General features: G+C 61.6%; 17 protein-coding genes and 4 pseudogenes. 9 read left to right on the plus strand and 12 right to left on the minus strand.

The annotated features are described in order from the left end of the window. The 4 genes and pseudogenes from ASD52_RS17715 to ASD52_RS17725 form a co-directional block, all read right to left on the minus strand. A pseudogene (locus tag ASD52_RS17715) lies at positions 1–289 on the minus strand (electron transfer flavoprotein subunit alpha/FixB family protein); the annotation flags it as partial. Positions 290–312: 23 nt separating this feature from the next. After that, positions 313–498, minus strand: a pseudogene (locus ASD52_RS39570) (electron transfer flavoprotein subunit beta/FixA family protein); the annotation flags it as partial. A 1-nt stretch (position 499) separates the two neighbouring features. Continuing rightward, a pseudogene (locus ASD52_RS17720) lies at positions 500–1207 on the minus strand (electron transfer flavoprotein subunit beta/FixA family protein); the annotation flags it as partial. A gap of 177 nt (positions 1208–1384) precedes the next feature. Then, positions 1385–3826 carry an FAD-dependent oxidoreductase gene (locus ASD52_RS17725; RefSeq protein WP_025428318.1) on the minus strand — a complete coding sequence of 814 codons (2442 nt, stop codon included), beginning with the start codon at positions 3824–3826 and terminating at the stop codon, positions 1385–1387. Between the two features lie 95 nt (positions 3827–3921). Here ASD52_RS17725 and ASD52_RS17730 point away from each other — a divergent pair, with 95 nt between their 5' ends. Then, the gene (locus tag ASD52_RS17730) at positions 3922–4857 is read left to right on the plus strand and encodes a LysR substrate-binding domain-containing protein (RefSeq protein ID WP_057207341.1); all 936 of its coding nucleotides are present in this window, start codon (positions 3922–3924) and stop codon (positions 4855–4857) included. Here the strand turns inward: ASD52_RS17730 and ASD52_RS17735 are convergent. The 8 genes and pseudogenes from ASD52_RS17735 to ASD52_RS17770 form a co-directional block, all read right to left on the minus strand. After that, on the minus strand, positions 4854–6137 hold the full coding sequence (locus tag ASD52_RS17735) for an FAD-binding oxidoreductase (protein ID WP_057225005.1): 1284 nt from the start codon (positions 6135–6137) through the stop codon (positions 4854–4856). The two genes, ASD52_RS17730 and ASD52_RS17735, sit on opposite strands and share 4 nt — an antisense overlap. Before the next feature lie 78 nt (positions 6138–6215). Further along, the gene (purU, locus tag ASD52_RS17740) at positions 6216–7106 is read right to left on the minus strand and encodes a formyltetrahydrofolate deformylase (RefSeq protein WP_025428315.1); all 891 of its coding nucleotides are present in this window, start codon (positions 7104–7106) and stop codon (positions 6216–6218) included. 50 nt (positions 7107–7156) lie between these two features. After that, positions 7157–8296, minus strand: coding sequence for an aldo/keto reductase (locus ASD52_RS17745; RefSeq protein WP_057225007.1), 1140 nt, complete (start codon positions 8294–8296; stop codon positions 7157–7159). A 43-nt stretch (positions 8297–8339) separates the two neighbouring features. Continuing rightward, the gene (locus ASD52_RS17750; RefSeq protein WP_025428313.1) at positions 8340–9074 is read right to left on the minus strand and encodes an aspartate/glutamate racemase family protein; all 735 of its coding nucleotides are present in this window, start codon (positions 9072–9074) and stop codon (positions 8340–8342) included. A 102-nt stretch (positions 9075–9176) separates the two neighbouring features. Then, positions 9177–10016, minus strand: coding sequence for a transporter substrate-binding domain-containing protein (locus tag ASD52_RS17755; RefSeq protein WP_057207345.1), 840 nt, complete (start codon positions 10014–10016; stop codon positions 9177–9179). Positions 10017–10043: 27 nt separating this feature from the next. Further along, positions 10044–10706: an amino acid ABC transporter permease gene (locus ASD52_RS17760; protein WP_025428311.1), complete on the minus strand. Its 663-nt coding sequence runs from the start codon at positions 10704–10706 to the stop codon at positions 10044–10046. Then, positions 10706–11350 carry an amino acid ABC transporter permease gene (locus ASD52_RS17765; RefSeq protein WP_025428310.1) on the minus strand — a complete coding sequence of 215 codons (645 nt, stop codon included), beginning with the start codon at positions 11348–11350 and terminating at the stop codon, positions 10706–10708. The genes ASD52_RS17760 and ASD52_RS17765 overlap by 1 nt, the downstream gene beginning before the upstream one ends. Next, a pseudogene (locus ASD52_RS17770) lies at positions 11347–12120 on the minus strand (amino acid ABC transporter ATP-binding protein). The gene ASD52_RS17765 and the pseudogene ASD52_RS17770 overlap by 4 nt, the downstream one beginning before the upstream one ends. Before the next feature lie 772 nt (positions 12121–12892). Here ASD52_RS17770 and ASD52_RS17775 point away from each other — a divergent pair. The 8 genes from ASD52_RS17775 to ASD52_RS17815 all read left to right on the plus strand — a co-directional run bounded on the left by ASD52_RS17775 (position 12893) and on the right by ASD52_RS17815 (position 22716). Beyond that, complete coding sequence (locus ASD52_RS17775) at positions 12893–14572, plus strand: EAL domain-containing protein (protein ID WP_025428308.1); 1680 nt, start codon at positions 12893–12895, stop codon at positions 14570–14572. Positions 14573–14711: 139 nt separating this feature from the next. Beyond that, positions 14712–15230 carry a hypothetical protein gene (locus tag ASD52_RS17780; RefSeq protein ID WP_025428307.1) on the plus strand — a complete coding sequence of 173 codons (519 nt, stop codon included), beginning with the start codon at positions 14712–14714 and terminating at the stop codon, positions 15228–15230. Then, positions 15227–16405: a class I SAM-dependent methyltransferase gene (locus ASD52_RS17785; protein WP_025428306.1), complete on the plus strand. Its 1179-nt coding sequence runs from the start codon at positions 15227–15229 to the stop codon at positions 16403–16405. The genes ASD52_RS17780 and ASD52_RS17785 overlap by 4 nt, the downstream gene beginning before the upstream one ends. Then, positions 16402–18762, plus strand: coding sequence for a SpoIIE family protein phosphatase (locus ASD52_RS17790; RefSeq protein ID WP_025428305.1), 2361 nt, complete (start codon positions 16402–16404; stop codon positions 18760–18762). Before ASD52_RS17785 ends, ASD52_RS17790 begins: the two co-directional genes overlap by 4 nt. Positions 18763–18766: 4 nt before the next feature. Then, a complete protein-coding gene (locus tag ASD52_RS17795) occupies positions 18767–19327 on the plus strand; it encodes an ATP-binding protein (protein WP_025428304.1) in 561 nt (186 codons plus the stop codon). Positions 19328–19340: 13 nt separating this feature from the next. Then, on the plus strand, positions 19341–19679 hold the full coding sequence (locus ASD52_RS17800) for a hypothetical protein (protein ID WP_025428303.1): 339 nt from the start codon (positions 19341–19343) through the stop codon (positions 19677–19679). Between the two features lie 404 nt (positions 19680–20083). Then, positions 20084–20710 carry a DUF1554 domain-containing protein gene (locus ASD52_RS17805; protein ID WP_025428302.1) on the plus strand — a complete coding sequence of 209 codons (627 nt, stop codon included), beginning with the start codon at positions 20084–20086 and terminating at the stop codon, positions 20708–20710. 557 nt (positions 20711–21267) lie between these two features. Further along, positions 21268–22716 (plus strand): MFS transporter, encoded by a 1449-nt coding sequence (locus tag ASD52_RS17815; RefSeq protein WP_057225009.1) that lies wholly within the window; start codon positions 21268–21270, stop codon positions 22714–22716. Positions 22717–22762: the final 46 nt, after the last annotated feature.

The raw sequence follows: 22762 nt of genomic DNA on the forward strand, positions 1-22762 counted from the left end.
GCCAGGAACGGCCGATCGCCTCCAACAGGATGGTGTCGTAATTGCCCGACAGCGAAACGATCAGCGCCGCCAAGGGTTCGGCCAGATTGTTGGCAAGGCTTGCATCCTCGGCCACCAGCACCTTGGCAACGCCGGAAAGCTTGGCCGCCTGGTCGGCGGCCGCCTTGGCACCGGCACCGGCCACCAGCACATGCACGTCGCCGCCRATTTTGGCGGCCGCCGTCAGCGCCTTTGCGGTCTGGTCGGAAAGGTGGCTGCCGTCGTGGTCAGCCAGAAGCAGAATAGCCATGATGAAATCTCCCTTTCCTGAACTTACAATACGCCGGCTTCGGTCTTGAGCTTTTCGACCAGTTCGGCCACCGACTTGACCTTGATGCCGGCCTTGCGGCCTTCCGGCTCCTCGGTCTTCAGCACCTTCAGCCGCGCGGTCGTGTCGACACCGAAGTCGGCAGGGGGCTTTTTGTCGAGCGGCTTCTTCTTCGCCTTCATGATGTTGGGNACGCCGGCTTCGGTCTTGAGCTTTTCGACCAGTTCGGCCACCGACTTGACCTTGATGCCGGCCTTGCGGCCTTCCGGCTCCTCGGTCTTCAGCACCTTCAGCCGCGCGGTCGTGTCGACACCGAAGTCGGCAGGGGTCTTTTTGTCGAGCGGCTTCTTCTTCGCCTTCATGATGTTGGGAAGCGAGGCATAACGCGGCTCGTTCAGGCGCAGGTCGGTGGTCACCACCGCCGGCAGCTTGATGTCGATCGTCTGCAGGCCGCCGTCGACYTCRCGCGTCACCGTTGCCTTGCCGTCACCGATCTCGACCTTGGAGGCAAAGGTGCCCTGGGCCCAGCCCAGAAGCGCCGACAGCATCTGGCCGGTCTGGTTCGAATCGTCATCGATCGCCTGCTTGCCGACGATGATCAGCCCCGGCTGTTCGGCCTCGGCCACACCCTTGACGATCTTGGCAACAGTGAGCGGCTCGACCTGGTCGTCGGTCTCGACCAGGATCGCCCGATCGGCGCCCATGGCGAGCGCCGTCCGCAGCGTTTCCTCGGCCTTGGCCGGACCGACCGAGACGACCACGACCTCGTCGGCCTTGCCGGCTTCCTTCAGCCGCAGCGCCTCTTCCACCGAGATCTCGTCGAACGGGTTCATCGACATCTTCACGTTGGCAAGCTCGACACCCGAGCCGTCAGCCTTCACCCGGATCTTGACGTTGTAGNTCTTCCACCGAGATCTCGTCGAACGGGTTCATCGACATCTTCACGTTGGCAAGCTCGACACCCGAGCCGTCAGCCTTCACCCGGATCTTGACGTTGTAGTCAACCACCCGCTTAACCGTCACAAGTATTTTCATGGCCAACCCTTTCCGGCAATTTTCGTTGTCTGCTGACGGTGGTTACATCCGCCCGCGCTTAGCTTCGGGATCATAGGGCGATTCCGCGATGACGCGGGCCTTGCGCCGCTCGCCGAGGATCGGGACTTCGAGCTCCGTCCCCGGAACGCCAAGCTCGACCGGCAGTAATGCGAAGGCGACGTCGTGGCCGAGCGTGTAGGCATAACCGCCCGAGGTGATGCGCCCGACCAGCTTGCCCTGGTGGTAGACGCCCTCATAAATCAGCGAGCTTGCGCCATCGGTGTCGATCGCGATGGTGAAGGAACGACGGGCAATGCCCTCTTCCTTTGCCTTTGCCAGAGCGTCGCGGCCGATGAACTCGCCCTTGTCGAGGCGCACGAAGCGATCGAGGCTGCTTTCCCAGGCGCTGAGTTCCGGGTTCATGTCGCGATACATCGCCCGGTAGGACTTTTCGAGACGCAGCGATTCCAGCGCCTGCAGTCCGATCAGCCTCAGGCCATGGGCCTTACCGGCGGCTAGCAGCGCATCGAGCAGGTGTCGCTGGTAGCAGAGCGGATGATAGAGTTCCCAGCCGAGTTCGCCCTCGTAGTTGACGCGCAGCAGGCGGACGTCGCTGGCGAGCCCCACCGTGCCCGATTGCACCCCGAACCATGGGAACGCCTCGTTGGAGAGATCGATCTCGGTCAGCGATTGCAGCACGTCGCGCGCCTTCGGGCCAACGATGGTGAAGCAGCCGCGATCGTTGGTGACATTGCGAAGCTGGACGCTGCCATCCCTAGGCAGAAGCTTCGACAGATCGTCGAAATTCCAGCGCTCGGCTCGCGGCGTCGAAATCAGGTAGAACGAGCCGTCTTTCAGCCGGGCGACGACATATTCCGCCTGGACACCACCCTTCGGGGTCAGATGATGGCTGAGGTTGACGCGGCCGGTCTTCGGCAAACGGTTGGCAAGGATGCCGTCAAGCCAGGCTTCGGCGCCGGGGCCACTCACTTCGAACTTCGTCATCGGCGTCATTTCGACGAGGCCGACGGCATTTCTGACGGCGTGAACCTCCTCGCCGACATATTTGCCCTTCTCGGTCCAGCGCCAGCTGTACTGATCCTTAGCTTCTACGCCCTCAGGCGCGAACCAGTTCGGCATTTCCCAGCCGTTGAGTACACTCCAGACGGCGCCCTTCTCGGTCAACCGATCATAGGACGGTGCAGTCTTCTGCGGCCGGGCGGCCGGCATGTCCTGACCGGGATAGTGCTGTTCGGCATGGGTGCCCCAGGCTTCGCGCACCTTTTCGCGCGTCCAATTCTTGTTGGCGTAGTCGCCGAAGCGGCGCGGGTCGAGCTCGGAGGTATCGAGGCTGTTGCCGCCTTCGACGATACGCTCGGAGAGATAGTAACCGATCGCGCCACCCCAGAGGATGCCGCCGGGCACGCCTTCGGCGATCCAGACATTGTCGAGCCCCCAGGCCGGCCCCACCAGCGGCAGTTCGTCGGCAGTCATTTGGAAGGGACCGCGGACATTGGCCTTGATGCCGACGCGACCGAGCGCCGGCACGAGGTCCATTGCCCGCTCCCAGTTCCAGGCGACCGAATCGAAATCCTCTTCCAGCAGGTCGGCGCCGAACCATTCCGGCACGCCGTTTTCGGCAAACAGCTTCAGATGCTCTGTCTTCTCGTAGGGACCGAACATCAGGCCGTCGCCCTCCTCGCGCAGGTAGCCCTCGAACCCCTCGTCGCGCAGGATCGGCATCTCCGGCAGGCCCTGGCGCTTGCGCTCGATCACTTCAGGGACGGCATCGGTGATCCAGTATTGGTGGACGATCGGGATCGCTGGGATTTCGAGTCCGAGCATCGCGCCGGTCTGGCGCGCATAGTTGCCCGTCGCCGAAATGATATGTTCGCAGATGATCTCGCCCTGGTTGGTCTTGATCTTCCATTCGCCGCTCGGCATGCGCTCGAAGCCGCGCACCTCCGTGTTGAGATAGATCTTGGCGCCGCGATCGCGCGCGCCCTTGGCCATCGCCTGGGTGACGTCGGCCGGCGCGATGTGACCGTCATCAGGATGATAGAGCGCGCCGAGCATCTCCTTGTTGTTCTCAAGCAGCGGCCAGAGTTCGCGGGCTTCCGCCGGTGAGACGAGTTCGGCGCGAATGCCCTGAACCTCGGCAACGCTCATGTAGCTCTTGTACTCGTCGAAACGGTCGCGGGTATTGGCGATGCGCAACTGGCCGCATTTGTGCCAACCGACATGCTGGCCGGTTTCGGCTTCGAGGCCCTCGTAGATCTCGATGGTCTTGGCGATCATGCGGCCGATATTGATGCTGCGGGCATAGGACGGAATGAGGCCGGCGGCGTGCCAGGTCGAGCCGGCTGTCAGCTGCGTGCGTTCGAGCAGCGCGACATCGGTCCAGCCGCGCTTCGTCAGACCGTAGAGAATGGCTGCGCCGACGCAACCGCCACCGATGACCACAGCCCGTGCATGAGTTTGCATAAAGAGGTTCCCTTATGTGGAATTTTCAGCAACTTACAAACGGCTGGCACGCTTGTAATCTTGCTAAAAATTGTCCGGGGGCATAACCTCAGTTTATGCATAGACTCCGCTCGCTCGTCCCCTCCGCCAACTATCTCTTCGTCTTTGAGGCCGCCGCCCGGCGGCAGAGCTTTACCGGTGCTGCGGAAGAGCTGAATGTCAGCCAGCCGGCCGTCAGCAAGACGATCCGACTCCTGGAAGAGGCGACCGGCCTGAAACTCTTCCGCCGCGAACACGCCCGGCTGGAACTGACGGCCGAGGGCAAACGGCTCTACAAGGAAACCCAGGAAGCGTTCGACCATCTGCACATGGTGATCTCGTCGCTGAGGCAAAAGCACTCGCGTGATATCGTGCGCGTCTCGTTCTCCGCATCCTTCGTGCAATTGTGGCTTCTTCCCAGGCTGAAGGCCTTCAAGGCGCAGCATCCTGATATCGCCTTGCGCATTGCCGAAAGCAGCCGCGACGACCAGGACCTCTTGGAGGAGGATATCGATCTTTCTGCCCGGCTCGGGACCGGCAAATGGCCGGGTATTCACGCCTGGCATTTCGTCACCGAGGAAGTCTGGCCGGTGTGCAGCCCCGCCTATCTGAGAGAGCATGGGCCGATCGAAACCCCAGCCGACCTGCTCAACCACACGCTGCTGCATTTCGAGGAGCGACATCGCTCACGCGTCGGTTGGCGGGAATATCTCGAGCGCAATGAAGTCTCGGCCGCCAAGCTGACGCAGGATTTCGTCTTCACCGATGCACTCAATTCGATCGAGGCAGCCGTGCACGGGCAAGGCGTCGCGCTCGGCTGGAAGCATCTGGTGCACGACCACCTGAAGGCGGGCAAGCTCGTCTGCCCGATCCGGGCGAGCTATCACTCTGGCCAGAGCATCCATATCGTCATGCCTTCCCAGCGCCCGCCGAAGCGGGGCACCGAGATCTTTCGCGACTGGCTGATGGAGCAGAATGCCGACGCCGACATTTTCGCCGACGAGGTTGGTTAGAACCGCTCGCCGACGAAGTGGGCGACCTGGGCTCCTGCCTCGTAATAGACTTCCTTCAGACGCCGCATCGGCGGATCGCTCGGGTCGCTGAGCGGCAGCGGCAGCTCCGCCTCGGTGATCTCGCCCAGGATGTGACGCGCCAGCACCCGGCCGAACACCGTTCCCGGCGCGATGCCACGACCGTTATAGCCGGAAAAGCCGACGACATTCGGCGCGAAGCGGTGGAACCGTGGCAATGCATTGGTGGTCATGCCGATCTGGCCGTACCATTCGCACTCGAAATCGACCTTGCCCAATTGCGGGAAAAGCCGGGCAAGCGAGCGGCGGGCCCAGGCCTTGTGGACGGCCGCACCGCCGTTGCGCAAGGCACCGACGCTGCCGAACACCAGCCTGCCCGCCTTGTCCATGCGGAAGGACGAAAGGATTTCCTTGGTGTCCCAAACGCCTTCGCGGTTGGGCAGAATACTCGAGAGCAAGTCGGGTGCGAGCGGCCGCGTCGCAAGATTGAAATAGGGCAGATACACCTGCTCGGTCCGCACCCGTTCCCATGGGCCGGTGCTATAGGCATCAGTCGCGACGATGATCCAGTCCGCCGTCACGGACGCCCTGTCGGTCACCACCTTCCAGCCACTGCCGATCCGCTCCGTCGAGACGACCCGGCTCGAAGTGTGCAGGACAACGCCGGCGCGCTGGGCCGCATGCGCCAGGCCGCGCACATAGGCGAGCGGCTGCAAGGTGCCCGCCCGTCTGTCGAGCAGGGCGCCGGCATAGGCGGCCGTGCCGATCCTTGCGGCGGTCTCGGCCGCATCGAGAAGTTCGACCGGCGCGCCGCGCTTTTGCCATTGCGACGCACGGTCCTTGATCTCCCTCAGGCCGGCATCGCCGACGGCACAGTGCAGCGTGCCGTTGCGTTCGAGTTCGCAGGCGATCGCGTGCTTGTCGATCAGGTCGATCACGACGCGCGGCCCGTTGCCGAGCAGATCCAGCAGCCGCTCTCCATGCACATCGCCGAGCTCGCCTGGTAGATCGTCAGGCATCACCCACATGCCGGCATTGATCAGACCGACATTTCGGCCCGCACCGCCAAAGCCGATCTCCGCCCCCTCGAGCAGGATGACGCTGCGGCCGGCTTCCGCCAGATGCAGGGCAGCCGAAATGCCGGTGAAGCCGCCGCCGACGACGACCACATCGGCGAATGCGTCAGCGGCAAGCGGGCCGGTGACCGGCGGCGGCGGGGCGGTCTTTTCCCAAAGCCCATGGGAGCGGGGATCATTCAGCATCGTTCAGGTCCTTCGTGCGGGGGTGTCGCTCGTCTTTTCCCGCAACTTCCATCAATCATGACAATGATAACGCCGCCATCACTGTGTAAAGACCACCGTCCTGTGGCCGTTGAGCATGACGCGGTTTTCCAGGTGCATCTTCACCGCCCGGGCGAGAACCCGGCTTTCGATATCGCGGCCGGTGGCGACAAAATCCTCGGCACTCATCGAATGGCTGACCCGCTCCGTCTCCTGCTCGATGATCGGGCCCTCGTCGAGGTCGGGCGTGACATAATGCGCGGTCGCCCCGATCAGCTTGACGCCGCGCGCATGGGCCTGGTGATAGGGCTTGGCGCCCTTGAAGGACGGCAGGAACGAATGGTGGATATTGATGATCCTGCCGTAGAGCCGGTTCGACAGGTTGTCCGTAAGGACCTGCATGTAGCGGGCGAGGATAACGAGGTCGGCCTCCGTCTCACGCGCCAGATCGATCAGCCGCTGCTCCTGTTCGGCCTTGTTGTCCTTCGTCACTTTCCAGTGGTGATAGGGGATACCTCCGAGCTCGGAGGTCCTTGCGCTGTCGTCATGATTGGAGACGATGGCGACCACCTCGGCATTCAGCCAGCCGACGCGGATCTGGTAGAGCAGATGCAGCATCGCATGATCGAACCTCGAGACCATCACGATGATCTTCGGCCGCCGTGTCGCGTCGGCAACCGTGGCCCTCATGCCGAAGCGATCGATCGCCGGTTTCAGCGCCCGCTCGACACCGTCTCGCGACATGCCCAACGGACCGGTAAAGGCAATGCGCATGAAGAAGCAGTTGGTCTCGACGTCGCGGAACTGATTGCTTTCGACGATGTTGCCGCCGATCGCCGCAAGCTCGGTCGTCACCGCGGCAACGATGCCGGGCTGGTCGTCGCAGGCGAGCGTCAGGACGAATGAGGCAGCGGTGCCTGTTGATGTCAGGTTTGCGGGCATCACGGTCATGCCTCTTTCCTTTCGTGATAACGGTGGCCGGAATGGCGCGCCGTTGCGGCTCAGCTCTTGGATTTCGACTGGCCAAAGACGTAGTCGGTGACCCTGGGCAGAAAGGTCTCGCTGTAATACCCGCGCGGCTTGTCGCCGACCGCGACGCCGGCATTGAGAATGCCGGCCTGGTAATCGTCGGCAAACAGCGAATAAGGGTAGACGGGTTCAACCGCACTTGCCGCCTGCAACTGCCGGCGCAACTCGACGGGAATCGAAAAATCCAGTGCAGCCAGATTGTCGTCGAGCTGCTCGATCCGGCTTGCGCCGATGATGGCAGCACCGACGCCGGGCTGCGTCACCACCCAGTTCAGGGCGATTTGCGCCATGCTGCGGCCGACCTCGCCGGCAACCGCTTCGAGCGCAGCGACAATGCGCCTATTGCGTTCGGTAAAGAGCCCGAGCCCGCTGCCGGAGGCGTCGAGCGAAAGCCGCCCTGCGGCCTGCTGGCCGGCCCGGTATTTGCCGGAGAGCAAGCCCATGGCGAGTGGACTCCAGGCGGTGATGCCGAGGCCAAGCGTCTGGGCGAGCGGCACGAATTCGTTCTCGATGCTGCGTTCGGCCAGCGAATACGGTAGCTGCAGGCAGATCGGCGGCGTCAGCGCATGCGCCTCCGCCCAGGTCTGGGCGCGTGCCGCATACCAGCCCGGCACGTCGGAAAGCCCGGCGTAGCGGATCTTGCCCGCGCGCACGAGATCGTCGAATGTCCGCATGACCTCTTCGGCCGGTGTGATCCGATCCCAGGTGTGCAGCAGATAGAGGTCGATGTAGTCCGTTTTCAGCCGCCGCAATGAGGCGTCGACGGCGCGCATCAGGTTCTTGCGGCCGTTGCCGCCGGCATTCGGATTGCCGGGCTCGACGTTGTTGGAAAACTTGGTGGAAATCACCACCCGGTCGCGTATGCCCGCCTCGGCGACGAACTTGCCGATCAGTTCCTCGCTGACGCCAGCCGCGTAAGAATCGGCCGTGTCGATGAAGTTACCGCCGATCTCGAGGTAACGGTTGAAGATCGCGCGCGCGGCATCCTCGTCCGATCCCCACGAACCGCCGATACCCCGAATGCCGCCATTGCCGAAGGTCATCGTTCCGAGCGCGACCCGGCTGACCCGCAAGCCCGAGCGCCCGAGAAGGTAATAGTGGTCCATGGACATCAGTGGTTCCTGGTTTATCGCACGTGTTTGCCGCTGGCGCCGATCACATGTGGCCGTGGTGGCTCCGGCGGGCGACGCTTTGCTGGACGTGGTTGATCATGGTTATGAAGTCGAAGACCGGTCGACCGGTCGCCGTCTGCACCGCATGAGCATAGGGCGGCAGATCGCTGCATTCGAGCAGAATGGAGCGAACATCCGGGTTATCCTCGACGAGTTTGCGGGCAACCTCGGTCACTTCCCGCTCGATCTGAGCGCTGTCGAGCGTGCCTTTCTCCTCAAGAATGGCTTCGCGGAATTCCGTCTGCCCTTCCATGCCGGCAATCGCAAGAGGGATATGCCCTGGCACGTTGCTCGCCTCGAAGTGGCGCGGCGTCAGTCGGCTAGCATTGGCCGTGATGATGCCGACGCTGCCGCCGGCGGCCGCATGCATGAACGGGATCTGCATCAGGCTCGACAGAAACACCGGAATATCGACCGCGGCTGCAACCTCTTCCTGGAAATAGGCCATGAAACCACAGGCGCCGGTGATCGCCTTGACGCCGCGGTTCTGCAATTCGACGGCCGCTTCGATGAAGACGTCGCGAAGTGCGGGATCGCGCTGGTTGAGCAGCCGGTCGATCGAGGCGCCGCGCACCTCCTGGAAGCGGACCGGAAAGTCATAGGTGGTGGCGTTGCCGACATTGCCGGGCACGCAGGGGTACGCAGCATCGAGGATGAGGATGCCGATCTGCTCCCCGTACCACGACTGCGTCTTCCGCGTGACTGTGTAGACAGTCATCGTCTTGTCTCCGATATCAAATTGTTCGCTAACCGGCATACCTGCCGGGAGGGGGGACGGGAGCCTAGCGGCTCCCGCAACCTGTTGCGGCTGGCAACTATATTACTGGACCAGGCGCGGCGCGCCGGTCTCGGCCGCCGTACCGTCAAGGCCGTAGGATTTCAGGATGCCGACGATGGTGCCATCCGCATGCATCGCCTCGATCCCGGCATCCAGCGCGACACCCAGTTCCTTGGCGTTGAAGGAATAAGGGAACGCGGCCTGTGCGGCTTCCTTGGTCGCCCTCACCCGGTCGTCGGAGGCAGCGACCTTGACCTTGACGTCCTTGAGCGCACCGTTCTTTTCAGCGACGACGCCGGTCGAATAGCCGTCCACCGCCACGTCGATGCGGCCGGAGAACAGGTCCTGCTGCATGTTGACCGAATTCGGATAGAGCCTCAGCTTGGAACCGAGCATGGTCTTCAGGTCGGTGACCCAGAGATAGCCCTGCACTGTGCCGACCTGTTTGTCTTCAAGGTCGCCGACATCCGCGAAGCCGTTCTTGGAATAGATTGCCATCTGATCGGTGTAGAGCGGCGCCGAGAGGTTCATGACCTTGGCGCGCTCGGCCGTGCGGTACCAGTCGCCGGTGGCGATATCGGCCTGACCCGAAAGCACGTACTGGATGGCGGCGGCCGGATCGACGGCGACCGCCTTCACCTTCAGGCATTCGCGCTTGGCAAATTCCGCAGCGATATCGCCGTCGATGCCCTTCATGTTGCCGCTGTCGTCCAGGTAGGAATGCGGCACATAGGTTGTGACGGCAACCGTGAGCGTACCCTCTTCGATGGTGGCGAAGGTGTGTTTCGGTGTGCAATCCTGCGCAAGCGCCACCTGGCTCGATACGAGGAGGCCGGCGATGCCGGTCAGCAGAAGGCGGGTTTTGGTCGCAAATGTGGTCATGCCTGAATGCCCTTTCGTGGTGTTGGTTCAGCGTTGCGCGTAGGAGCCGGCGCGCTTTTCGACATGACTGACGAGGAGAGCGGCGGGGATGGAGATCGAGGCGTAGAGAACGCCGGCGGCTAGCAGCGCCGGGAAATAACGGAAGGTGTTCGAGCCGATTTCATAGGCGCGGCTGACGAGTTCCGGCAGCGCGATGGTGAAGCACAGCGACGTGCCCTGGAAGATCAGGATCGAGAAGGCGAGCAGCGCCGGAAGCGCGACGCGCAAGCCCTGCGGCAGCAGGACGTAGCGCAAGGCATCCAGTCGATTGAGACCAATTGCGACGGCCGCCTCGCGCTGGCCATGCGGGATCGACTGCAGGCTGGCGCGAATGATCTCGCTGGTATAGGCGCCGGTGTTCCAGGCAAGCGCGATGACGGCCGCGGTGAAGGACCCGAGCGTCAGGCCCGATGTCGGCAGGCCGAAATAGATGAACTGCAGCAGCACCAGCGCCGGCGCGCCGCGGCCGACCTCGACCAGGAACAGAGCCAGTATCTTTGTCAACCGGCTCTTGGCGAGCACGCCAAGTGCAAGCAGCAGCCCGAACGGAATGCCGATCAAGAGGCTGAGCACCGTGACCTGCAGGCTGATCGACAGACCCGACAGGAGATCGGGGAGCCAGGCGGAGAGTTCTTCGTAGCTCGGCAACATCAGCGGGCCACCTTTGCTTGCAGATAGCTGTCGGCGACGCGCGACAGCCAGGCGACCGGCAGGCTCAAAAGGATGTAGAACATGCCGACCAGAGCGAAGACTTCGAGACCGCGGAATGTCAGTTGCGACAGCTGGTTGCCCTGGAAGGCAAGTTCGCTGACGCCAATGGTCGAAGCCACGGCCGTCTCTTTCATCAGGCCGATCAGGTAGCTCGCCGCCGAAGGCAGAGCGACGCGGAAGGCCTGCGGGGCGACGACGTCGGTCAGCGTGGACCAGCGGCCAAGGTTCAGCGCCGACGACGCCTCCCATTGGCCGAAGTGTATCGAGGCCAGCGCGCCGCGGTAGATTTCCGCCATGTTGGCAGCCGCGATCAAGCCGAGCCCGGCCAGCGCCGCGTTGAACGGGCTGATCGGGAAGACGCTCATTCCCAGGCCGAAGAAGATGATGAACAGCCAGAGGATCGGCGGAATGCCGCGCACGATCTGGATGAGCACCATCGCCACGATCCGCAGCGGCAGGATGCGGCTCTGCCTGGCCGCCACCAGCGGCATCCCAAGCACGGCGCCGGCCAAGAACGCGCCGAGCGTCAGGGCGACCGTCCAGGGGAGCCCGCGCAATATGGCGAAGACGTCGGCCGTGCTCATCGGTCGTGCACCGCCCGAAGGAAGCGCTTGGTGCGCTCCTGCTGCGGATTGCGCATGACGTCTGCCGACGGCCCCTTCTCGATGATCTTGCCATCGGCCATGATCATCACCGTGTCGGAAACATTCTCGGCAAAGCTCATTTCGTGAGTGACAACGATCATCGTCATGCCGGTTTCTGCCAGTTCCCGCATGACAGCGAGGACTTCGAGGCCGAGTTCGGGATCGAGCGCAGAGGTCGGCTCGTCGAACAGCATCACTTCAGGGTCGAGTGCGAGCGCTCTCGCAATGGCGATGCGCTGCTGCTGGCCGCCGGAACAGCGGCCGGGATACTGTTGCGCCTTGTCGGCCAGGCCGACACGCTTCAGCAATTGCATCGACCGGTCGTCGGCGTTTCAGCGGCTGCGTCCGAGCACGCGCTCCTGCGCCAGGCTGACATTTCGCAACACCGTCATATGCGGAAAGAGGTTGAAGGACTGGAAGACCATGCCGACGCTGCGGCGCAGGGTCGAAAGTTCCAATCGCCCGGCGGGTGCGGCCGCGTTGAGCGAGATGTCGCCGATAGTGACATGGCCGCCATCCGGCGGCTCGAGATAGTTGATGCAGCGCAGCAGCGTGCTCTTGCCGGAGCCGCTCGGGCCGATGATCGCCAGCACCTCTCCGGGCATCACCTCAAGGTCAATGCCGTCGAGCACCGTGTGATTGCCGTAGTGTTTGCTCAACTTGTCGAGCTTGATAAGCGGCTTTCGCGCCCGGCCTTTTGCGGAAGGCATCCTTTTGGCGGCCAGAGCATCGTCTTCAGTCATTGTCGGTTTGCCACTCCCCAAGTGCAAGACAGCGCCATCCATGACGATTTCGCTCCACTGCAGGCACGGATCGACCCTGCGCCGGGCAGGCCGCGTCCTGTTCGCTGAATGTATTTTGATGTTTGTCGTGCGCCGCGGGGCGAACGACAGTCGTTCCCGTTCTTTTCTTGTGGATCACCATAACGATTCGACGTCTGGTCGGCAGACGACAAAAATTGCAGAGCCGCATAACCTGAGGTTATGCCATTGGTGGGAGCGTTACACTGTATTGCTTGGAAACCGATCGAACGCGTGAACTGCCAGGCGTTTGCGTGATGCGCAAAGCCATGCGAACGTCCTGCCGGTCAAACCAAAAATGGTTAATGCTGACGATCCGCGCTGTTGGCAAGATAACACTATTTTAACCACGACCGATGAGCAAAGCCTTCAGATCGCTAGATATCGCTATGCTTATTGAGTCGAACGAAAATTGCCTGCGTCGTCCGCAAGTGATAGAAAGAGCTACAGAATTGCAACCGAACAGAGAAGATTCTTGTGCTTGTACACCCGGTTCGACGCTCGGAGCTTCGGTGTCCAGCCGCACCATAGGCGAGCAGCATTGACCGCGACACTTTTCGCGATAGCTATGCATAAGGGTCGACTGAAATAGTACGACCATGTATTTCGAGCACGGCGTCTCGATCATATCAATGGTCACAGGCGGTCCAGTCAAAACCGCGACGGAAAGGGAAAGGCTAGAATGTCAGGTACTGACTCGACGTTGTCTGCTGCGTCTTCCGTGGACGATACCGTCCTTGGCAATACCGATGAGGTCATCTCGCTTTATGACGAGGCTCTTCATCTCGTCGGGGCCTCGGTCGCGCTTCAGCGAAGCTACGAGGTGGCTGAACTGGTCGATGCAACGCTCTGGCACGTCTACCCCGAATTGTTGGAGCCGGCCTCGAAGGCAATGGCAGAATCCGTTCTTGCCAATGGCGTTCCACGCAGCATCGAAATCATCGATGCGCCCAAACGATCACGGCGGACACTGCTCGTCTTTCGCGCCGGACATGGCATCGGCGTCATCGAGACGGACGGGGCATCGGTCCGGCGGGAAGCCGCGAGCCAGGGCGAAAACGAGCGTGCGCTGCTGCTTCACCAGGCGACGCACGATGCCCTGACTGGTTTGCCCAACCGGCGTCAGTTCAGCGATGATCTGCGAAGCGTATTGCCGGCGGTTCATGAAAAGAAGCCGGCGCTGATGCAGATCGACCTCGACGACTTCAAACCGATCAACGATACGCTCGGACACGGTGCCGGCGATGCGGTACTGAGGATGGCAGCCGAACGCATCCGCAGCGTTCTGCGCGACGGGGAGGTCGCCTACCGGCTTGCCGGAGACGAATTCGCGATCATTCAGCGCGACGCCGATCAGCCTATGGAAGCCGAGCGGCTGGCCAATGCTGTGGTCAACGCCTTCAAGGAGCCTTTCACGGTCGACGGCATTTCGGCGTTCGTGGGTGCGAGCATTGGCATCGCCGTTGCCCCGCCCGATGGCAACGAGGGCGAACAGTTGATGAAGGCCGCCGACATCGCCCTTTATGCGGCCAAGAAGGAGGGCCGCGGCCGCGCCAAAACCTTCAGCCGTTCGATGCTGATCGTGCTGGAACAACGGGAAATGCTGCGCCGAAGCCTGCGCACCGCGCTTCAGGAAAACCAGTTCTCCCTCGAGTATCAGCCTCTGGTGAAGCCGCCTTTCACCATTGTCGGTTTCGAGGCGTTGGTGCGGTGGCGTCATCCTTTGGTGGGCATCATTCCGCCCAATGTCTTCGTGCCGATGGCCGAAGCCGATGGGCTGATGAGCGATATCGGCCAGTGGGTGCTTGAGCAGGCCTGCCGCGAAGCAACCAAATGGCCCTCGCATTTTACCGTAGCCGTCAACCTGTCTCCGGCGCAGTTCCTGCACGACGGCTTCACTGATCGCGTGTCGCAGACGCTGGATATGGTCGGATTGCGGGCGGACCGGCTCGAACTCGAAGTGACCGAATCGGTTCTGCTTGAGAAGACGACCAACAATCTCGACACGCTCAATACGCTGAACGTCCTCGGCATTCAGATCTCGCTCGACGATTTCGGTACCTACTATTCATCGCTGAGTTATCTCAAGAACTTCCCGTTCGACACGATCAAGATCGACCGCTATTTCATCAAGGATCTGGAGAACGACGAGAAGAGCCAGGTGATCGTGCGTTCGATAATCGCGCTCGCGCACGGGCTGGGAATGTCAGTGACCGCGGAAGGCGTCGAAACGCGGGCGCAGGCCCTATGGCTGGACCACGAAGGCTGCGATCGATTGCAGGGGTATTTCCTTGGTGTTCCGATGCCGCCCAATACAATCGACAGTTACTTGCGCCAATCGTCGACGATGGAAATATCATAACACGGCGAGGGGCTATGCTGTCGGGTCGGCCACCGGCGCAAGGGCCGCCTGGCCGCTCACCGGTTTGCGTGCCTGATAAATCAGCCTAGAAGTGCCTGCGGGCCGTGGCAAAGTTCCGCAGATGGAGGACAAAGCAAGCATGGACGTCGGTAACAGTGTTCCAGCTGAAGCGATTTTTGAGCCCCTGCTCCAGTTCGAAATGGAGATGGGAACATTTCTCTCGGAGTGGCAGCATTGCGACCATCTCTCCAGCTATCTGGCCCGGATGATCAGCCACAACAGGACCGATCCGGTAAGGCATTCGAACTTCTTCTCGTCGGCGCTCAACGAACTGCTTGAAGTTTCGTTCCGCAGCGGCGCCGCCAGCGGTCACATCGGTCTGGCGATCTACCGACATGGCCCGATCGAGCGGGTTCAAATCACGTTCCCATGCCCAGCCGAACAGGTCCCGTTCTACCGCGAGGCGGTGTCGAAGGTTGATCGCAGCGATGCACATGCCCGCTATCTCGATTCCATATCGACCGACATGGCGCCCAGTCGCGAGTCCATCCTACTTGATCTCGCCATCAATTTCGACGCGAGCATCCGCATTGAGGAAAGCACATTGCACGCTGTCACGCTGATCGTCGACCTGCCGCTGGAAGGGCTGGTGAGTTGAGCGTCGCGGGCCTTTCTCCCAGTTTCAAGGCGGCGTTCGACGCCAACAGCCAGGTGTTTTCGCTCGCCGGCGTCATCCGGCCGCGGTCGGTCGACGAGATCGCCGATAGCATCGCAATGCTCAAGCAGGCGATCGACGGCGTGCGCGGCGTACTCTACGTCGACGTGAAACGCCTGATCCAGATGAATAACACCGCATTCCATGCCTTCGTGCGGGTTGCCCTCGACGCCTGCCGTGCCCGCGCCGACTTGCGCGTGGTGATCGTAACGTCGAGCGTCGTCGGCTGGGCCACCAGAATGTTCGGCCATCTCAACGAGATCGAGCCGCAGATTACAGTCGAGGTGTACGATTCGACGTTCTATCCCGGACAGAGCTTCGTCGAAGACACCAGCTTCATCCCGATCCTGAGAACCCAGACGAAGATGACCTGGCGGCACGAGCGTTCGATCCTGCCTCGGCACGGGCTGCGGCCCGGCATTGCCATGGCCGACGTCTGCTGCGGCATCGGCGACTTTGCTGTTCTCGTCCAGAAGGAATTCCAGCCGGCAAGGATCGTCGCCCTCGACCACTCCAAGGCCAGTCTTGCCTATGCACGCGAAGTGGCGACCAACTTCGGCATCACCGATATCGAGTACACCTACGGCGATGCATCAGAAATGCTGCTCGAGGACAACCAGTTCGACTTCGTGAGTTGCCGGCATTCGCTGCAGATTTTCAACGAACGGGAGCTGCTCCTGAAGGAGCTCTACCGGATCTGCAAACCCGGCGGACGTGTCTACATCACCAATGAAAAAAACTCCCATTGCCTCGGCGAGCCCCGCGCTCAAAGCATCCAGTGGACCTACAACGAAGTTGCCAAACTGTTCAGTCATTTTGAAATGGACGTCGAACTCGGACCGAAAAGCCGCCGTTACCTTGCCGATGCAGGTTTCGACGACATCCTGGTCGAATCGTTCATGGTGACGAATCACGACGGCGATCCGCAGGACTTCGCCGACGTGATCGCCGCCTGGGAACACGTCTATGCCGGCGAAATGGCTGTCCGGCGCGGTGATCCGCCGGAGTTCATCCAACGCTTCCGGCAGGGGTTCAGGGATCACATCTTTGCCGCGCTGCACCCCAAGGGCTATGCCGGCTGGCCGATCTGGGTCGCATCGGGACGCAAGCCGACATGAAGGAGCCCAGTACCCCAAGCTCCCGCCTCGGCTTGAGATCCTTCCGCGCCAAGTTCGTGCTCGTTGTCGGCGGCGCCGTGCTGTTCGACCTGATGGTGACCGGCGGCCTTGCCCTTTGGAACGTGCAGAGGCTGTCGCGGGATGCCGCGACGGAAGTCGGTCAGGGCCTGCAAAAGGCCAACCAAGACTATATGCGCTCCTACGCGGAATCGACCGCCGCCCGCGTCAACCTGCTTCTTGGCCAGGTTCATACCGATGTCGGAACGCTCGCAGGCGTTCTGCAGTCGCAGATCGATCGGCCGGTGCGCAAATCGCAAATCGGCGAGGCCCTTGCCCGCGGCGCACCCGGCGCCGTCACCGTCGTCTACGACGAGAAGGGCGGATGGGCTCAGAACCTGCCCGGCCCGCTCTCTGTGATCAGCGTCTGGGGATATCTTCTGGGGCCGGACCACCATCCGCTTCCTGACGTCCAGGCGGATATTGAGAACAGCGCGGTACTCGACCTCGTTGCGCCGAGCCTGCTGGAAAGCGGGCGCTCCAAACTGCAGATGTACTACATCGGCCCCAAGGAGCGGCCGATTTTCCGGACCGCGCCCTATACGGATCAGGCGCAAACCTTCGATCGGCTTTATCCCGGTCACAATCAGGCTGAATTCTGGACGTTCTTCTTCCCCGGCATCTATGAATCCTGGGAGCAATGGGCGAAGGATCCGAGCCTCAGGCCGGTGGCGAGCGATATTACCCAGACGGCGCCCTATACCGACGCGATCACCGGCAAGCTCATCGTCAGCTTCTTCCAGCCGCTGTGGTCCCGCGATCGAAAGACGGTGGCAGGCGCCGCCGGCGCCGACATCACGCTCGACCAGCTGGCCGAGGTCGTGCAGAACGTCAAGGTCGCCGAAAGCGGTTTTGGCTTCCTGGCAATGTCCGACGGCAATGTGCTCGCCATCAACCCTGCCGGCGAAAAGACGATCGGGCTGCAGACCTCAAGCGATACCGGCACACAAGGTGTGACCGGTGCCGACCGCTCGCTGCGCAAGAGTGCTCAGCAGGCCATTGCGCAATTACCGCTCGGGCAGGACGGCGTGATCCAGCGCGTCATGCTCGACGAGGCCGGCGAGAAAGTGCCTTATCTCGTTCTCCTGAAGCAGCTGCTGCCGGAGAATTTCTGGATGTCCGGCCCGGTTCGCAAGGAGACGATGTCGCTCGGCATCGTGGTTCCCGAGCGGGAAATCTATGCGTCGCTGTTTGCCGCCCAGACAGGTATCTCGCAGGCGACCAACCGCATTCTCGCCTATCAGATCCTGGCGCTGCTTGCGTCCTTGCTCTTCGTGACGGCGGCGGTGTTCGGCATCTCCAAGCGCGTGACCGCCGGCATCAGTGCGCTTGCCGGCGCCGCCAAGCGCATCCAGGCGAAGGACTACTCGGTCCGGGTGCCTATCTCGACGCGCGACGAAGTGGGCGAAGCCGGCACGGCCTTCAACCGGATGGCCGAAGAGATCAGCTTCCACACCGAGAACCTCGAGCATCTCGTCGAAGAGCGCACCAAGCAGATCGAGGAGGCCAATCAGCAGATCTCCGCCCTGAATAAGCAGTTGCGCAGTGAGAACCTGCGCCTGGGCGCCGAGTTGGCGGTCGCCCGGCAAATCCAGATGATGGTGCTGCCGAAAGCCGGCGAGCTCGACGAGATCGCAGAACTCGAAATTGCCGCCTATATGCGTCCCGCCGACGAAGTGGGTGGCGACTATTACGATGTTCTGCGCGATGGCGCACGGTTGAAGATCGGCATCGGCGACGTGACCGGCCACGGCCTTGAAAGCGGCGTATTGATGCTGATGGTCCAATCTGTCGCTCGTGCCTTGCAGGAAGCCGGCGACATGGATCCCAATCAATTCCTGAACCGCCTGAACCGGGCGATCTACAAGAACATCGTGCGCACCAACACCGACAAGCACCTTTCCCTCGCATTCCTCGATTATGATGGTGGCCGCCTGACGCTTTCCGGGCAGCACGAGGAACTGATCGTCGTTCGCAACAGCAAAGAGGTGGAGCGCATCGATACGCTGGATCTGGGCCTGCCGATCGGTCTGGAGTCGGATATCTCGCGTTTCGTCGCCACGCGCGAGGTCGCATTTGCCCGCGGCGACATGATCATCCTGCACACAGATGGTGTGACCGAGGCAGAGAACGCGGCGGGCGAATTGTTCGGCATCGAGCGGCTTTGCGACAGTGCGCGGCAGTTCTACGGACGCAGCGCCGAAGATGCGAAATCAGGTATCATCGAAGACTTGATGGCGCATATCGGCAAGCAGAAAATACACGACGACATTACCCTCGTGGTCATGAGACACAGGTGAGCAGATGACGACTTTGTACGGACCGGCGGACCTGACCAGGGGTGCCAACGAAAGCGTGACGCGGCTGCGCCTCTATGACGGCCAGCTCAATCTGAGCTGGAAACATTGCGCCATCGCCTCGGATTTCGTCGCCGAGCTGATCGCCATGCGCTACCGCGCCTCGCGCAATGCCTACAAGGAAGTTCGCCACAATATCGGCTACCTGACAAACGAGCTGGTCGAAAACGCGGTCAAGTTCCGTGCCACCGGCGGCATCATGGTCGAGGCCTCGATCGACGACAGCAACTTCCGTGCCAAGGTGTCGAATTTCGTCGATGGTGAGACTGCAGCCCGCTTCCAGGATCTGCTTTCCGAGATCACGACAGGTGATCCGGGCGACCTTCTGATCGAACGCATCGAAGCCAACGCAATCGGCACAGGCAAGAGTGGATCTGGTCTTGGTCTATTAACACTGATGAGCGATTATGGCGTCCGTTTCGCTTGGGTTTTCGGACCCAACGGCGACGGAGGCGGCATCGCGCTCGAGACTTATGCCTCGATCCCCGTCCCCGATATCTCGAACTGACAAGCAGGTGAACATGGAAATCAAGGACGAGGACTACCGCATTTGGTCCGAGGGCAATGACATACACTTCGAGGGAACCATGCGGCTTCCCGGTACGGAAGCCTATGCCCCTATCTTCTCCCTTGCCATGGGCGTGCTTGAGGCCGAGCCCGATCGCATGACGATCGACCTGACGGAGTTGCAGTTCCTGAACTCGTCGGGGATCAACCTGCTCGCAAAACTGACGATCGAGGCGCGCAACCGTCCGAACGTGCAATTGACCGTGCGCGGAACCTCCGAGATCCCGTGGCAGTCGAAGTCCCTACCCAATCTCAAGAAGCTCCATCCCGGCATCGACCTCAGGCTGAACTGAGCCGCGATTTGCCAGCCTGTCTCTTGCACAGGCTGCCTGCGGTCATCCGGGCAAATGCCCGGCTTGACCTACTGCGGTTTCCTTAAATCCTATTCGATTTAAGGAAACATGCAGCAATTCAAAGTGCTACAGCGACCTTTACGCGTCTAGTAGGACGCGCGGCGCTGTAGGCGCCAACGCCTTTCTGCGCCGAAACCGGCCTTTCCCTTCACACATTTTCTTCGGCGTCGGCAACCGGAGCCGACGGAAAAGGTGGACTGACAACAATGTCCCCTTTTGGCCGGGACGTCGAATGGACATCGCGACGACGCTTGTCGGCGGACGGTTCACAAGATTTCGATTTTACTCCGATCCAGGCTGCCCCTAGGCTTCATCCGGTTCAAACAGCACCGGGAGGAAACGCCATGAAACGCAGGCTCGTACTTGTCGCGGCCGCTCTGGCCTGCTCTATCGTCGGGGCCCACGCCCAAGACACGACGATGAGTTTCTTCGTCACCAGTGCAAATCCGGGCAAGGGCGGCAATCTTGGCGGTCTTGCCGGTGCCGATGCCTATTGCAACACGCTGGCCACGACGAGCGGCTCGACCGGCAAGACCTGGAAGGCCTATCTTTCCACCGACGCGGAAAATGCCAAGGACCGTATCGGCGCAGGCCCCTGGTACAATGCCAAGGGCGAAAAGATCGCCGACGATGTCGCCTCTCTGCATAGCGACAAGAACAACCTTACGAAGCAAACCGCACTCAACGAGAAGGGCGAGGTCATCAACGGCCGCGGCGACACGCCGAACCGGCACGACATTCTGACCGGCTCCAAGGCGGACGGCACTGCCGCGCCGGAGACCTGCGGCAACTGGACCCTGGGCGGGACCGACGGCGCGGCCATTGTCGGCCACAGCGACCGAACCGGCCTCAACGATAGCGCCGAAGCCAAGTCCTGGAACGCCTCGCATGCGACCCGCGGTGGCTGCACCCAGGAGGCCTTCAAGGGAACGGGCGGCGACGGCCTCTTTTACTGCTTCGCTGCGAACTGACCACGGCAGCCCACAAAATGTGCCCGCTCTACAGTACCGCATGGAGCAACGCCGCATCTCAGCAGGTCGCTGCGTGTCTCCTCAGGCTTCGGCGGGTTGCCGCCGACTTTCACGTGACATGAGCGGACGTCTCGTGGCGGCCAACTTGCAAAACAGTTTCGAATCCGACCGGGTCTCGATTTCATGCTCGACACGCTATGAGAATGATTACGGCCGGTGCAAGACCAGCATACGCCTTCCCGCCGGGTGTTCAGCTTGTGCGTCGCTATGGGCGCGCAGAAGTTCATGTCCGAGGTAAAGTGTTTCAAAGACTGCATCGATTGCGACAAATGCATCGACATCCACACGTCGGACGAGGCATATAGGGCGTTGGCGCCAACCGGTAGAGTGGCCCGCCCTTCTATCACCGCGATCCGCATTTAAAGCCGTGGATCGGCGAAACCGTGATCAGCTCTGAACCGCCCCTATGATGTCGTATTCCACTACAATCGAGCGCTCCCCTTCCTTCCCGTCGGTTATCCGAATCCTTGTTCGCAACACAGGCCGGTGCTGATCAGATGACGACGATCCCCTCCGGCACGGACGCTTCCGACGCATCCGCCAGCTTCAATTCCCGCATCGTCGCACTCGTCGTCGCCATCGCCTTCTTCATGCAGATGCTCGACGGGACGATCGTCATTACCTCGTTGCCGCAGATGGCGGCTTCCTTCGGCGTCCAGCCCGTCGCCATGAGCATCGGCATCACCGTCTATATGCTGACGATGGCGGCCTTCATTCCGCTCTCCGGCTGGCTCGGCGATCGCTTCGGGGCGCGCAACGTCTTCCTCGTCGCGATCGCCATTTTTACCCTCGCGTCGCTCTTTTGTGGATTGTCGGGAAGCCTCGGCCAGTTCATCGCTGCACGCGCGGTGCAGGGCATCGGCGGCGCGTTGATGACGCCGGTCGGCCGGATCATCGTGTTGAAGAACGCCCGCAAGTCGGAGCTTGTCGGCGCGATCGCGCTCATCACCTGGCCGGCACTGATTGCCCCGGTCGTAGGCCCGCTTCTCGGCAGCGTCATCACTACTTACTTCAGCTGGCACTGGAATTTTCTGATCAACATCCCGATCGGACTGATCGGCCTGGCGCTGGTGCTGCGTTTCGTTCCGGATCAGCGCGAGGAAGCGACGCGCCGCCTCGACGCCAAGGGCTTCGGGTTGTCGTCGACCAGCCTCACACTGGTTCTGGCCGGGCTCGAAGCCTTCGTCCACGGCACAGCCAATGCATTGGCGATCGTCCTGCTGCTGGCAACAGGTGCTGCCATCGGGGTCTTGGCGACACGGCACTTCAAGTCAATCACCAATCCGCTGCTTAATCTCTCCGCCTTGAAGGTTCAGACCTTTGCTATGTCGACACTGTCGGCCGGCACCGCCTGCCGGGTCGCGATCAATGCGACGCCATTTCTGATTCCGCTGCTCTTCCAGGTCGGCTTCGGCCTCGCTCCGATCCAGACCGGCATCTATGTGCTCGCCTACTTCGCCGGAAATCTCGCGATGAAAACGGCGACCACGCCGTTGCTGCGCCGTTTCGGCTTCCGCAGCATACTCGTCGGCAATGGCCTGCTCGCCTCACTGGCGATCGGCGCCTGCGCGATGCTTTCAACGGATACGCCACAACTGCTGACGCTTCTGCTGCTATTTGCTGCCGGGCTCTTCCGCTCGATGCAGTTTACCGCACTCAATACCCTTGGCTTTGCCGATATCAACGCGAGCCAGCGCAGCTCGGCGTCAACCCTGTCGAGCATGCTCCAGCAGGTGGCCATGCTTCTGGGCGTTGCGGTTGCCGCCGCCGTTCTCAATCTGTCGCAAGCCCTTCGCGGCGGCGAAACGGCAGCCCTTGCGGACTTCCGCTGGGCGTTTCTGGTGGTTGCGTCGATCGGCATCGTCTCGAGCTTGCGTTTTCTTGGCCTGCCTCGGGAGGCGGGCGCCGAGGTTTCCGGGCATACAACCCGACCTCGCACAACGTAGGCATTCGAACGGGCTAGCTCGCATGCCCGGGCAGCAGCGCTCTCAT

The organism is Ensifer sp. Root142 (genome assembly GCF_001426785.1).
Classification (GTDB): Bacteria; Pseudomonadota; Alphaproteobacteria; order Rhizobiales; family Rhizobiaceae; genus Ensifer; species Ensifer canadensis.